The 13,463-nt window shown below is 71.3% G+C and carries 9 protein-coding genes and 1 pseudogene; 6 read left to right on the top strand and 4 right to left on the bottom strand.

Annotation, left to right across the window (positions count from 1 at the left end; genetic code table 11):
- Window positions 1-9: 9 nt before the first annotated feature.
- The gene (locus ACIHCM_RS16775) at window positions 10-2,088 is read right to left on the bottom strand and encodes a SpoIIE family protein phosphatase (protein ID WP_399895695.1); all 2,079 of its coding nucleotides are present in this window, start codon (window positions 2,086-2,088) and stop codon (window positions 10-12) included.
- A 238-nt stretch (window positions 2,089-2,326) separates the two neighbouring features.
- Here ACIHCM_RS16775 and ACIHCM_RS16770 point away from each other — a divergent pair, with 238 nt between their 5' ends.
- The 5 genes from ACIHCM_RS16770 to ACIHCM_RS16750 all read left to right on the top strand — a co-directional run bounded on the left by ACIHCM_RS16770 (window position 2,327) and on the right by ACIHCM_RS16750 (window position 8,477).
- On the top strand, window positions 2,327-3,040 hold the full coding sequence (locus ACIHCM_RS16770; protein WP_399895691.1) for a bleomycin resistance protein: 714 nt from the start codon (window positions 2,327-2,329) through the stop codon (window positions 3,038-3,040).
- A gap of 630 nt (window positions 3,041-3,670) precedes the next feature.
- The gene (locus ACIHCM_RS16765) at window positions 3,671-4,108 is read left to right on the top strand and encodes an OsmC family protein (RefSeq protein WP_399895688.1); all 438 of its coding nucleotides are present in this window, start codon (window positions 3,671-3,673) and stop codon (window positions 4,106-4,108) included.
- Window positions 4,109-4,642: 534 nt separating this feature from the next.
- Window positions 4,643-6,247, top strand: a complete 1,605-nt coding sequence (locus ACIHCM_RS16760; protein ID WP_399895685.1) for a hypothetical protein — start codon at window positions 4,643-4,645, stop codon at window positions 6,245-6,247.
- Between the two features lie 140 nt (window positions 6,248-6,387).
- On the top strand, window positions 6,388-6,978 hold the full coding sequence (locus ACIHCM_RS16755; protein WP_399895682.1) for a hypothetical protein: 591 nt from the start codon (window positions 6,388-6,390) through the stop codon (window positions 6,976-6,978).
- Window positions 6,979-7,682: 704 nt separating this feature from the next.
- Window positions 7,683-8,477, top strand: a complete 795-nt coding sequence (locus ACIHCM_RS16750) for an SDR family NAD(P)-dependent oxidoreductase (RefSeq protein WP_399895679.1) — start codon at window positions 7,683-7,685, stop codon at window positions 8,475-8,477.
- Between the two features lie 93 nt (window positions 8,478-8,570).
- On the opposite strand, the gene ACIHCM_RS16745 is transcribed toward ACIHCM_RS16750, so the two are convergent.
- Both ACIHCM_RS16745 and ACIHCM_RS16740 read right to left on the bottom strand, forming a co-directional pair.
- Window positions 8,571-10,130, bottom strand: a complete 1,560-nt coding sequence (locus ACIHCM_RS16745) for a mucoidy inhibitor MuiA family protein (RefSeq protein ID WP_399895676.1) — start codon at window positions 10,128-10,130, stop codon at window positions 8,571-8,573.
- A gap of 7 nt (window positions 10,131-10,137) precedes the next feature.
- Complete coding sequence (locus ACIHCM_RS16740; RefSeq protein ID WP_399895673.1) at window positions 10,138-12,258, bottom strand: DUF4139 domain-containing protein; 2,121 nt, start codon at window positions 12,256-12,258, stop codon at window positions 10,138-10,140.
- Window positions 12,259-12,369: 111 nt separating this feature from the next.
- Between ACIHCM_RS16740 and ACIHCM_RS16735 the strand changes: the two are divergent.
- Window positions 12,370-12,474: pseudogene (locus tag ACIHCM_RS16735) on the top strand (SAM-dependent methyltransferase); the annotation flags it as partial.
- A 190-nt stretch (window positions 12,475-12,664) separates the two neighbouring features.
- Here ACIHCM_RS16735 and ACIHCM_RS16730 read toward each other — a convergent pair.
- The gene (locus ACIHCM_RS16730) at window positions 12,665-13,405 is read right to left on the bottom strand and encodes an NIPSNAP family protein (RefSeq protein WP_399895669.1); all 741 of its coding nucleotides are present in this window, start codon (window positions 13,403-13,405) and stop codon (window positions 12,665-12,667) included.
- Window positions 13,406-13,463: the final 58 nt, after the last annotated feature.

The following is a 13,463-nucleotide window of genomic DNA, read 5'->3' as shown; positions in this document are numbered from 1 at the left end:
CGGCACGGCTCACGGCACCGGCTGCAGGGGCGCTCGCCGGACGTGGGCCAGGACGAGCACCGTGTCGTCGTCCGGCCGGTTGGGCAGCAGGCGTGCCAGGATGCGGTCGGCCACCTCCTCCAGCGGGCCCGCAGCGCGACCCAGCTCGGTGCGCAGGCGCCGCGTGCCCTCGTCGATGTCCTGGCCGCGGGTCTCGATCAGGCCGTCGGTGTAGAGGGCGAGGGTCGCGCCGTCGGGGAGGTCGACCTCGGTCGTCCCGAAGGTCTGGCCACCGACTCCCAAGGGCACGCCGAGCGCTTCACCGATCGTCTCCACAGTGCCGTCGCTGTGGAGTACCAGCGGTGGGGGATGACCGGCATTGGCGATGCGGGCGCGGCCGTTCCTGGGGTCGTACTGGATGTAGAGGCAGGTGGCCAGCTCGATGCCCGCTTCCTCGGCGCACGCGTCCAGTTCCGCGAGCAGGTCGGCGGGATCCTCCTGGTGCCTGGTGAGCGCCTTGGCGGTGATGCGCATCCGGCCCATGGTGGCAGCGGCCTGGACGCCGTGCCCCATGACGTCGCCGACGATGAGCGCGACCCGGTCGTCGGACAGGTTGATCACGTCGTACCAGTCGCCGCCGACCTCCGTGACATGGCTGCCGGGAACGTAGCGGTGGGCGACCTCCACGTGGGGACTCGTGGCCAGGGCGGAGGGGAGCAGTGCGCGCTGGAGCGTCAGCGCGATGTCCTGGACCTGGCTGTAGAGGCGCGCGTTGTCCAGGCAGAGGGCCGCGCGGGACGACAGCTCGGAAGCCAGGCTCAGATCGTCCTCGCTGAAGGCCGGGCGGGCGGCCGAGCGCCCGAACATGGTGAGACCCTGGACCGTGCCCCGGGCGATGAGGGGGACGATGGTGATGCAGGTCAGACCGCTGTTGAGGAGGAGTTGCGCGCGGTCCTTCTGCAGGACGGTCGTCGCCGCGAAGTGTTCGTCGATGGTGAAGGTGATCGGGCGGCCGGTCCGCAGTGCCTGGTGGATTCTGGAACCCGGCGGGTACGTCACGGTCTCCACGCCGCTGACGAGTTCGATGGCGGGGGGCGGCAGGATGGTGCCGGAGGCGATCCGGTGGGTGACCAGCGGCCGGTTCGCATCGAACACCTCAGGAACGTCCATCCGGCCCACGAGCTCCACGAGGGACGCGTCGGAGAAGTCCGGGACCGCGGCATCGACGAGTTCCTGGGCCGTGACGCGGACGTCGAGGGACGTGCCGATCGTGGCCGCGGCCCGGTCGAGCAGCGCGAGCCTCTGACGGGCAGTGGTGGCTTCGAGGATCGCCTGTTCCCGGTCGGTCACATCGATCATCAGGCCGCCCAGCCCGGGCCGGGTGCCGACCGCCCGGCTCAGCGGGAACAGGCTCACCGATCTCACCTGGTCGCGATCCGGGTAACCCGGGGTGCGCAGTCCCACCAGCGTGCCGACGACCGGCGGGCCGTTGGCGACGACGGAACGCAGCATGCGCCGGAACTCCCCGCCGTCGGACGTGATCATGACGTCGTCCATGGGCCGCCCGAGATGGTCCTCGATGGTCAGGCCGTCCATCTCGGCCATCGCCTGGTTGAGGTGGACGTAGCGGAGGTTCTCGTCGAGCATCACCAGGCCGATGGGGCACGTCTCGAAGAGGGCGTCGAGGAACGCGAGATTGGTTTTCACCCGGTCGAGCTCGTTGCCGCTGGCAGCCAGACCCATGACCACCGAGCGCCCCATGGCGCCGGTGACGGGGAAGACGCGGAACCCGCAGTCGAGGACCGTGCCGTCACGATGCAGCGTCGGCAGTCGTTCGCGCCAGTACCCGAGGGACCGGGCGTGCTGCGCGAGCCTCTCGGCCGTGTCCGGGCCTCCGCGGGGCGGGCCGGGAAAGAGGACGGCCGCGGGCCGGGAGAGGATTGCCGAGGGGTCGTGCCCGAAGAGGTCCTGTGCGCCGGGTCCCCAGAAGCAGATCCGGTCCTGGTCGTCCATACCGAAGACCGCTACGGACACATGTTCGAGCAAGGAGCCGGGCTCCGACCGGAGTGCACCCGGATCCCCCTCGGTCTCCGATCGAACAGCTCGCACAGGATGATCCTTCCGCTCGAGGCGTGCGGGTGGCTGGCCGCCGTGGGATCGGTGGACGAGGCGCGAGCCTCTTCCCCTCATTGTGGGCAAACCGGACCTCTACTGCCCAGGTCGCATCCTCTCGGCCGGGTGAACGGCGCTTCTCGCCGGCGGTGATGCCCGGGCGGGCGGGGCCGCGATCGCCGGGTCGACGGCAAACCCCTGGCTGGGTTAGTCAAGTTTGACTAGAGTTCTTCGCGTGAGTGAGATGACGATTCCGATATTGCCCTGCCGAGAAGTTCGGCCCGTTCTCGAGTTCTACAGCGCCCTCGGGTTCGAGGTGACGTTCCAGCAGATGAGCCCCAACCCCTACGGGGTTGTCGAACGCGGCGGCATCCAGCTGCACTTCTTCGGGATGAAGCACTACGAGCCGACCGAATCGTTCAGCACATGCTACGTCCGGACCGATGACGTCGACGGGCTCCACGAGGCCTTCCGGACCGGTCTCAAGGCCAGGTACGGGAGGATTCCGACCCGCGGACTGCCTCGGATCGGCGCGCTGCGGGACGCCTCGCACGGCATGCGGCAGTTCCTCATGACCGACCCGGGCGGCAACTGCATCCGCATAGGCCAGCCGATCAGCGAGAACCTGCACCATCGGCCCGCACCCAAGGAGACCTTCGCCCGGGCACTGCACTACGCGTCGCTGTTCGCGGACTCGAAGGAGGACCCGGTGGCGGCCGCGAAGGTTCTCGACCAGGCCCTGGGCCTTGAGGACAAGAGGCCCACACATGTCCAGCTGCTGCGCCTTTTGGTGCTGCGCGCCGATGTCGCGAGGCGCCTCGGTGACGAGGAGACCGTGAACTCCGCGCTCTCGAAGGTTGCGGCGATTCCCCTCACCACTGAGGAATGGGAGGCTGTTGAGGACGACCTCGCGCGCGTGGACGAACTGCGGAGTCAGGACGCAGTCTGAAGGCGCCGGTCACGGTCCGTCGTCGAGGGCCGCCCTTGGCCCCCTCGATGACCCCTACGCCTTCACGCGCGCCGTGGCGGGACGAAGGAAACGGCCAGGGGCGGTCGCTGGGACAGGGCCCACGGGGCGGGGCTCCGTGGGGCGGGCCCATGGGAGGTGGCGCATGGGGCGGGGTCCATGGGGCGGGGCCCACGGGAGGTGGCGCATGGGGCGGGGTCCATGGGGCCGGGCCCATGGGATGGGTCGCATAGGGGGCCCCGGGGGACGGGTCCTGGGGTCTCGTCTGCGACTTCTGCCGGCCTGCCTGGGGAGCTCGCCCGCCCGTGTCGTGGTGCCGGATCGTGGGGTGCGTCGCGAGGGACGGACACCGACGCCCCAGGCGCGCCGGCGTCTCGTGGGGGGGGCGGAGCGGTGGTCGTCCGCTGCCGGGCTGAAGTGATCGAGCAGCTGTCTACGGCGGCCCTTTGGCCGAATGCCACGGCGTGGCCCCGGCGCCGACGCGCGGGTGGCGGCGATTCCGCGGTGCCCGACGTCGTACACCGGCGCCTTGCCTGTCCCGGGCTGAACACCGGGCGTCCTCCAAGTCGGCCGCCGAGGCCCAGTCGCGCCGGCGCGACTAGTGTCGACGACATGAGCGAAAGTACCGAGCGTTCCGTCGTCGTCGAGCGCACCAGCAGCGGCCAGTTCGTAGCGACCAACGCCCGCGGCGGGTCCATCAGTTTCGGCACGGTCCCGGACGGTCAGGGCACCGGGTTCACGCCGGTGGAGCTGTTCCTGGCCGCGATCGGGGGCTGCACGGCCGCGGACGTCGACGTCGCCACCGGTCGCCACGCCGAGCCCACCGAGTTCTCCGTGGCCGTGACCGGCGACAAGGTCAGCGACGACCTGGGCAATCGCATGACGAACCTCAAGGTCACCTTCACCGTCGCCTTCGCGGACGGCGAGGGCGCGGATCGCGCTCGCACGATCCTGCCTCGCGCGGTCAAGACGTCCCACGACCGTCTGTGCACGGTGAGCCGAACCGTCGAGATCGGTACGCCCGTGAGCGTGACGATCAGGGACGCCTGAGGTCCGGGAGATTCCGCCGGCCGCGTCACCGACGAGGTGACGCGGCCGGCCCTGTCATGCCATCGAGTGTTGCTCGCGGTCGCGCGTCACCGAGCGTCCGACAAGCTCCTTCGTTCCTGGCACCCGCAGGTGATCACGCAGGTCCGCGCACATGCCTCCGAGCTCGGCCACCGCCTCCCGGCTGCGGCGCCGAGGGCGATCTGACGGGCGCTGCGCGGGATGTGGTCCACGCTCCGCCTGACAGTGTCGGGCAAGCGGGAGCGGTGGCTTCGAACGCGCCGGCGGACGGTCGGGCCGGGGCGGCTCCTGGCAGTGGGCGGAGCAGCTGTGATCCTGCGTCAGTTGGGTCCAAGGACCCCGGACGGTATCCGTGACGGCTCTGTGATGCGTCTGTGGGCAACGAAAGGTGTCTGCCAGATGTCGTACGGGTGAGTGCTCGGTAAGGGTGCTCCTTCAGCTCGTCTTACGTGCGACTGGGAGGCGTTGGTGAGACGTCCCGTACGCAGATCCCTCTTCCGGGCCGTACTCGGACTCGTGGCAGCTGCTGCCTTGGCCGCCGGATCGGGTGCCGCTGTGCCCGCGCTCGCCGCCCCCGACGACCCGCTGCCGGTGAGGATCACCGGCGAGAGCCGAGTCGATCTGTCGCTCCAAGGTGACAACAGTGATCCGTCAGAACCTCAGGTGACGCTTCGGCTCGCGGCCCCCGGCGACGGCGAACCCGGCGATGACGGGGAGGTGCCCGTCGTACACCAGGGGAACTTCAAGATCAAGATCGACGCCGAGAGCATGGGCGGCATCGGGGCGGTGAAACTGCCGTGCGCCGCGAGTGGTTGGACGGCCGTCTGCGAGGGGGATCAAATCCGCGCAGGAGAGCAGTCCAACCTGATCGGCGGCATCCGCCTCGACGTCAACGAGCAAAGTCAGGCGAGAGAATTCGGCAGCATCACCGTCACCGGTGAAGGGGAGGGTGTCGAGTTCGCCCCGCTCCACATCATGGTCCTGGTCAGCGACTCGCACATAGTGAGCCGCATGGTGTCCGCGCCCGGGGTCTCCGCAGGTGACACCTGGGAGGCGCCGGTCGGCCTCCGCAACGCCGGCGGCGCGTCCGCCGACGGCGTCGTGCTGCGTTTCCGGGGCACACGGGGGCTGAACTTCCCCGACAGCTACGGCAATTGTGCTTACCGGTACACCACCGACGGCCCCCTGCAGGGGCAGGGCACCGAAGCCATCTGTGCCTTCTCCGGCGTGTTCGAGGCCCGCACGGCCTACACGCTGTCCGGACCACTGAAGGTGAAGACGGCACCCTTCGCGTCGAACGACCTCTTCACCTACACCTTCTCCCCGGCGGACGAGCAGGAGGCCCAGGCACTGCTGAAGAGTGACGGCTACTCACCCGGAACCGGCGCGCCGGTCACCCTCAAGGAGCTGCCGGGGGCTCGCCCCGGCGACTACCTGAGCAGGGGCATGGAGTGGCTGCCGCAAGGCAATCCCTACGACACCCTGATCACCGGGGACTCGGCTCGCGGCGCGGCGGGCGACACGGTGACGGTGAACGTCGGTTTCCGCAACCTCGGCCCCGCCTGGATCAGAGGACTCGAGCCGCCGGACGACGATCCGATGCTCACCTATGTCAGCATCCCGCCGGGTGCGACGGCGACCAGGATTCCCGAGGACTGCTGGCCCGACCCGCACGCCGACGACCGCTATGGATGCTGGTCCCACGTACCGGTCCTGGAAGACGCGAATCTGACCTTCCCGTTCGAGCTGCGTATCGACAAGGTCGTGAAGAACGCCAAGGGCAGGATCCAGATGCATCCCTTCGACTACCCGAGCGAGCCGAACCAGGAGAACAACTCGGCCTGGATCGTTCTGAACGCCACCGACGACGGTGGGACCATCCAGGGGTCCTCCGGCGGCCCCTCGGCCGACCCGAGCCCCAGTGCCCCCGGCAGCGGCGGCGTGACCGGCTCCACCAGCACCAGTGTTGGTGGCGGCTCGCCTTCCTCCGGCGGTACCTCCGGCGGCGGGCTCGCGACCACTGGCGCCGGAGGCGCCTTGCTCGTCGGTGGTGGCGCGGTCCTCGCCCTGGGGCTGGGTGCGGTGATCGTCGTCGCCATACGCCGCAGGTCCGCGGCCTGAGCCTCGCCGGCCGCCTGCGTGGCCCGCCGCACGCCGCAGGGCGGGCGACGGGCCATCGCGGGTTGCGCCCGTGCTGCGGCGAAGTCGTCGCGCCCCGAAATGGCAGCGTACGCAGGCCTGTTCCGCCCGGGCCGACCCCATTGACGACTCATGCCGCTCCTGGCACGCCGCCTCGCTTCGCACGTGATCGAGGCCCGGCGACCGGCGCGGACGGCACCCGCTCCTCCGTCGGTCCCTTCGCCGAAGTCACCCCGCCGCGTGCCACCGTCGCCGAATCGTGGGCCGCGCTGGGCCGGCGGGCGCCGTACACCCGGCCCGGCGAACTCCACCAGGCCTTCAATTTCGACTTCCTCCAGACTGGCTGGAACCCGGCCGGACTCCGGGCCACCATCGACCGGTCGCTCGCCGCGCTCCGGGCAACCGGCGCTGCTCCCACCTGGGTCCTGTCCCACCACGACGTGGTCCGGCACGCGTCCCGGCTGCTGCTGCCGCCCGGCACCACCCCGGACGCCTGGCTGCTCTCCGCGGGTACCGCACCGCCTCTCGAGCTGGACGCGGTCCGACGCCGTGCCCGCAGCGCCGCACTGCTGATGCTGGCCCTGCCCGGCGCCGTATACCTCCACCAAGGCGAGGAGTTGGGACTGCCCGAGGTGGCGGATCTGCCCGTCGGAGTGCTCCAGGACCCGGTTCGCCACCGCTCCGCGGGGGCCCGTAAGGACCGCGACGGTTGACGGGTACCGCTGCCCTGGACCAGCGAAGGCCCGTCGTACGGCTTCGGCCCCGGGCACCCTGGCTGCCCCAGCCCGCCTCCTTCGCCGCACTGTCCGCCGAGGCGCAGAGCAGGGACCCGGACAGCACTCTCAACCTCTACCGCAGGGCCACGCGCCTGCGCCGCGCCGTCCCGGCGGACAGCCGACTCGTGTGGAACGACCAGGCCGACCCACGCCTTATGGATTTCACGGTCGGCCCGCTGCGCTGCGTCGTCAACGTCTCCGCCGACGGGGTGGCCGGGCCTGAGGGCAGTCGGCCCCTGCTTGCGAGTTTCCGGCAGAGGCCGCCGCCCGTGTCCTCCCACCGGAGACGGCGGTGTGGTGCGCGCACGCCACGGCAGGGTCTCCCCTTCCCGAGGCATGGAAGTGACGGCGCGCGACAGCCCGGCCTCCGCGCCGGGAGCAGTGACCTTGCCGACGGGACGCCGGCCGCGCACCGGATGCCGGGCCCCTGCCGGCTACGCCGCCCCGCTCCCGCCCGCACGGGCGCCCGTGCCCACCCCCGCGGCCTCACTGCCGACGACGCCTGAGTCCGCATCGACCGCGGTGGCTGCCGCCGGCCACGGTCGTTCGCCGGGCCGGCCACCGGTGCGCTCCCGTCCCAGTGGCGGAGGTACTCGTCCTTGCTTACGTTCCTTGTACGGACGAATGCAGAAAAGGCAGCCATGGACCTCCACCTCAAGGACGAGGTCGCCGTCGTCACCGGGGCCGGCAAGGGCATCGGCCTGGCGATCACCGAGGCACTGGCCCGCGAGGGCGTCCACGTCATCGCCGGCAGCAGGAGCAGGACGGCCGAACTCGAGGCCCTGCGCATCAAATACGGCGTATCCGTCGTGCTCGTCGACCTGTCGACGCGGGACGGAGCGGACACGCTCGTCCGGCGCGCCGTCGACGAACGGGGCCGGCTCGGCATCCTCGTCAACAACCTGGGAGCCACGGACGCCCGGACCAGCTTCCTCGACGTGGACGACGGCGAGTGGCAGCGCGTCTTCGACCTCACCTTCTTCAGCGCCGTACGGGCCAGCCGCGCTGCCCTGCCCCACCTGCTCGAGGCACCGCACGCCGCCATCGTCAACATCAGCTCCATCAACGCCCGCCTGCCCTTCCCCACGGTCGTGGACTACTCCGCTGCCAAGGCTGCGCTGACCAACCTGACCAAGTCACTGTCCGAGGAGTTCTCACCACGCGGCGTGCGTGTCAACGCGATCGCCCCGGGACCCGTCCGCACGCCTTTCTGGACCGCTCCGGGAGGCTTGGCCGATGTCACGGCGGCGGCTGCCGGCACCACCGCTCAGGAGGCCATCGACGTGGTGGTCCCCCGGAGCATGGGCATCTCGACCGGCCGGGTCACCGAGCCCGAGGAAGTCGCCGACCTGGCCCTGTTCCTGGCCTCACCGCTCGCGGGCAACATCACCGGTGCTGAGTTCACCATCGACGGCGGCCAGATCAAGACCACCTGAGCCGGCCGGACCCGCCGCCGCGAGGCCACGCGGTGGCCTGGTTCAGCGCCACCCCGCGCCGCGCCCGCCGAGGTCCCCCGACTCACCCGCGGTTCACAGGCCTTTCACCTTGGCGTTCGCCGCGACCTCGTAGACCAGGGTTACGGTGCGCCGGCCTCCCGGGGGCAGGGAGACGTTCCAGCGGACGATGCCGTCCGCGTCGACCTCGTCGGGGACGGGCGAACAGATGTCCGTGCGCAGGCCCACCTCGACCGCCGACGTCTCCGAGACCGGGATGCGTTCCCGGACGACGACCATGTGCTCGTCGCGCTCGGCGGGGGCCGAGAAGCGGGAGAGGTGCAGCCGGACGGTGCGGGTGAGAACGGTCCGCTGGCTGAGGCCGACCGTGTCCCGGGTCTCCTCGGCGTGCCGCAGGACCCGGTGGTCGTCACGGCTGCCGAAGGCGAGGTCGGCGGGAGCGCCGGGAGCGGTGAAATCCAGCGTGCCGCGACCGATGAAGCCACCGCCGCTGACGAGGTCCACGGGCCCGGCGAGCAGCGCGTGGCCGGAGCGGTTCTCGAACCGCACCACCTGGCTGACCAGCGGAGACAGTTCGGGCGCGCAGGCGTACTCCCGGCTCGCGGTGGTGGTGAAGGACGACAGCGGCACGCGGTGGGCCCGTCCGTCCGACGGGACGGAGACCGCGGCGTCGCACCGCAGGACACGGACCTCGCCGCCGTCGTCCACTCCGGGCAGGCCCTGTACGGGGGCTGGGCCGAGATCCGCGACCTCCTCCTCACGCAGCTCGACGTGGACGGTGCGGCGTTCCGCCGTGGAGCGGTCCTGGAGCGTCAGCCGGTCCTCACCGAGCCGGGGCGGTTCGGTGGCACGGGCGGAGCGGGCCGTGGACAGGGTCAGCCGTACGCCGGACCAGTCCTCGCCGGTGCGTTGCCAGACCATCGCGTCCGTGTCCAGCGTGAGCGAGTCCCCGTCGAGTACGGCCCGGTAGGCGGGCCGCCACAGTGCGCACGGGGTGACGTGGGTGAGGCGCAGCCGGGCCGGACCGGCGGCGTCCGCCCGCACGGTGAGCTCGACGTGGCCCGCCAGCTCGGCGGGTTCCGTCCCGGCGAGCTCCAGGGCCCGCTGGGCGGCCGAGAGCTCGGCGGCGAGCGCGGTCAGCCGGGCGTCCACCACACGTAGTCGTTCGCCGAAGGTGTCCCTCTCGTCGTCGACTCGGTCCAGTTCGCGGCTCCAGCGATCTTTCTCGGCCTCCCCGAGGCCGGCGCCTTCGCCGATCTCCCGTAGCAGATCGGCGGCGAGACGGCCAAGGAGGTCGACGCGGGTGTGCAGTCGGTCGCGCTGCTGTCCCAGCGAGTGCTGTTCCTCTTCCAGGGCGGTCAACCGGTGGCGCAGCGCGGAGTCGTCCTCGGCGGGACCCGGCCTCCGCGGCGTCCACGCACGGACGACCCTCGCGTCCAGCACGGTCACCGGGTGATCGGCGGACAGCTCGGCGTGCAGGCTGCGATCGACCGCCAGGGCGCTGACCGGCCCGAGGCGCAGCCGCTGGGTGCCGGCTTCCAGGTCGAGCACGGCGGTCCGCTCGACGTGGGCCCGGTCCTCCAGGCAGGTGACGGCGGTGACGGGGAGGGCGATCGGTTCGGGGTTCGTCGACATGAGGGGGTCAGCTCCTGCGGTTGCCGCCGGTCAGGGCCGCACTGGCCGGGATACGGATGACGTAGCCACCGTCGAGTGAGGCGGTGGTGCGGGCCGGCAGCTCGATCCGCCAGAGTCGGGTGCCCGCCGCGTGCTCCTCGGCGTCCGTGCCGTCCGCCGGCGCCTTCCAGTCGGCCTTCTCCTCCATCTTCACGTCCGCTTCGGAGGTGACCGGTACCCGCTCGCGCACCTCCACGGTGACGGGAAAGGTCAGCCGGTTGGCCAGTTCCACGTGGACGCGGTGGTCGAGAACCGTGACGTTGTTGCGCAGCCCCGAGGTCGACTCACGCATGCTCGTACGGCGCGTGACCCCGATGGCCTCGTTCGGGCCCAGTCCCACCCGGCACACACCGCCGGGAGCGAGCGTGGGCAGTGAGGTGGTCAGCAGGAAGTCCCCGTCGCACGCGATCTCCAGCGGACCGGCCAGCAGTGCCTGATCGGTGGCGTTGGACAGCACCAGCGTCGTGTAGACGGCCTGTTCCACCGACGGGACGCACAGGTACTCGGTGCGCAGACCGACCTGCACCTCGCCGACGGTCACGGTGTGCCACGTACCGTCCGACGGTACGTCGGCGCGGGCGACGGCGTCGTAGCGGTGGTCGAAGGAGCCGGCCGACTCGCGGGGACGCCGGGCGTTCCCCGGGAGGGGCAGCGCGGCGACCGCCTCGGCGCGGCGGCGGTACTCGTAGGTCAGGGGATCGGAGTTCGACCCGGGGTACAGCCGTCCCCGGCGGTCCCCTTGCACCTCCGGACCGCACAGGACCAGTGCGGTGTAGTCGAGTTCGGCGGCGCTCGGTTGCGGGGGGCCGGGCACGAGGGGCGTCGGCGGAGCTGATGGCGGCTGAGGAGCAGGCGCCGGTGGCGGTACGGCCCGGCCGACGGCTGCCGGAGCCATGGCGGGGGCCGCGGTGGGCAGAGCGCGGGTTCGGGAAGTGCTGTCACGGCCGAACGCGGGTGGCGCGTGGCCGCCGGCAGCTGGTGCGGACGGTGCCACGGGCCCGGGGCCCGGCGCCGCGCCGCTGGGCGCCGGTGGAACGGCGGAAGGCGCGCCGTAGCTTGCCGGCGGCGGCGGGGGTGGGGAAGGAAGGAGGCGGGGCGAAGCACCGGCCTCGGGCGTCCTGACGGCCGCGTCGGGCACCGCAAGACGGCCGCTCGCCGGGCGTGGTCCTGCCGCGTCGTATCCGGCGAAGAGATCGGTCAGCCCCCGCGGGGGCTCGCGCCAGCCCGAAGGCGCGGGAGCAGGCTGGCTGCGACCGATGCGGAGGGAACGGAGCCGGGGCGCGTCGGTATGGCGCCGAAGGTCCGCCGTGGCCAGCGAGACATGTACGCCGGTCCAGTCCTCGCCGGTGCGCTGGGCCACCGCCGCCCGCAGCAACAGCCGTCCGTCGCTCTCGCCCTGGCGGTACGTCAGGCGATACGCCGGTGCCCAGACAGCGCCGGGGACGCCGTACTCCACCTCCAACTCCACCTCGGAGTCCGTGTCCTGGGCGCCGGTGAGGGTCACGACGGCGCAGATCGCGGTCTCCACGTGCGCTGCGGCGGTATCGGTCGATGCGCGGGCGAGCTTGTCGGAGGCGATGTCCAACTCGTGCTCGACACCCGTCAACTCATCGTCCGCCTCGCGCAGTCGGGCGTGCAGCACAGTCAGCCGGGCGTCGACGAAATCAGCGAGCTCCAGCCATGCGTCGACCGGTGTACGGCGGTGGGGGTCCTCCTTCTTCCGGGGCGGTGGCACCGGGCGCAGGGCCGCCACTTCATCGATCAGCTTCTGTTGCCGGTTCCGGCGGGCCTGGGCGGCCTCTGCGGCGTCACGGAGCCGCTCGACTTCACGCCGCAGCTCGCCGAGCGGGCGGGTGCCGAGCGGTTCGGCGTCGACCTCCGTCCTGGCCTCGGTGGCACGAACGCCGGACACGCCGACGACCCGTACCCGTAGGGAACCCGGATCCATCGACCGAGGCAGGCCGGTCACTCGCACCCGCCCGTCCACCGGCATCCGGCCGCGGGCGAGCCGACGGCAGAGGGCGCCCTGTGCGTACACCACCACCGAGTCGAGTGTCGATGCCCAGCTCGGGACCGTCTCCGCCCTCATGTGCCCCCCATGCCGTGTCAGTGCCGGGTCAACTCTATGCCGGGCAACGACCGGTGGCGGCCCGGCGAACCGACTGTCCGTCCAAGTCCGGTTTCGCTTACGTTCTTCACCATGGCTGACGAATGCTGCGCGCATCCCAGGCTCGCCTCGATCTACGATCCGCTCGACACCGACCGCAGTGATCTCGCTGCCTACCTCGGGATGGCGGAGGAGTTCCGCCTGGAACCCGTCGCCGGGACCTTCCGGCTGCATCCGGCCACCAGCAGCGGGTGCATCGGCATTGTCGACAACGACACGACAGCGGGTGCCGAGGCGATCGAGGAACGCTGCTCCGGCGCCGCGGATCAGCGGTTCCTCGTCCGGGCGGGTTGACGGCCCAAGACACGTCGACCGGTCCGTCTACGGGTCAGGAGAGCAATGAGCGGCCGGTGGGTGCCAGCCGCAATGTCCGCGGCGCGGCTGTCTGTTCTCGCTCGATGCCCGGCAGTATCTCGTTCCGTACGAGGGGATGGGCCTCGACCCGGACGACGTGCCGCCGGTGGGCACGCTCATCGGGGTACGAGGTGACAACCGCTGCGACGTTCTCCCCGGTGCGGACCGGCAGCCTGACGAAGGTGTTGGGCGCCGTCTCGGTGGTCAGCGCGGCGAGCGGCGCGGGTCCCGTCGCACGGAGCACGGGGAGGAGGCCGTCCCGGATCAGCGCGATGCCGTCGTGCCGTCCGGGAGGGAAGGACCACACGGTGACGGACACGAAGCGCGCCGGTGCCGGAAGACCCGTTCGGGGCCGCACGGACGGGGCGACGGCGAAGCCACTCATGTCCGCCAGGGGACGCAGCAGCAGAACGTCGTCGGAGTCCACCATGGTGGAGTTGGCCTGGGGGCCGTGCCGGGCCCAGACGGGGCCGCCGTAGAAGGCCGTCAGCGCGCGGTGCCGTACCGCCATGTCCGGGAACCCGCGCAGCCATACGAAGCGATCCGGGTCGTCGAGGTCCCGGAACTGGCCGAGCACCACCATCCCGGTCTCCTCCTGGGACTCGACGAACTCCCGGTCGAACAGCTCGATGAGCTCGTCGCGCCGCCCGGAGCGAAGTGTGTACTGCCGAAGCTCGATCACGGCGGGGCGGTGGGCGTGGCCGGCAGGGGGCACGGTGGGACTCCTGTTCAGTTCTCTTCTCCGGGCGCGGATGCCACGCTCGTCCGGTCGC

Origin of the sequence: Streptomyces sp. NPDC052023 (assembly GCF_044548465.1) — a bacterium.
Taxonomy (GTDB): Bacteria; Actinomycetota; Actinomycetes; order Streptomycetales; family Streptomycetaceae; genus Streptomyces.
The sequence above is the reverse complement of the archived record's forward strand: the minus strand, read 5'-3'. Positions and strand labels throughout refer to the sequence as shown.

Excerpts from the sequence above, each read along its gene's own strand:
- ACIHCM_RS16765 (WP_399895688.1), top strand. The coding sequence starts at position 3,671 with ATGAGCGAAAGTACCGAGCGTTCCGTCGTCGTCGAGCGCACCAGCAGC.
- ACIHCM_RS16750 (WP_399895679.1), top strand. The coding sequence starts at position 7,683 with ATGGACCTCCACCTCAAGGACGAGGTCGCCGTCGTCACCGGGGCCGGC.
- ACIHCM_RS16745 (WP_399895676.1), bottom strand. The coding sequence starts at position 10,130 with ATGTCGACGAACCCCGAACCGATCGCCCTCCCCGTCACCGCCGTCACC.
- ACIHCM_RS16740 (WP_399895673.1), bottom strand. The coding sequence starts at position 12,258 with ATGAGGGCGGAGACGGTCCCGAGCTGGGCATCGACACTCGACTCGGTG.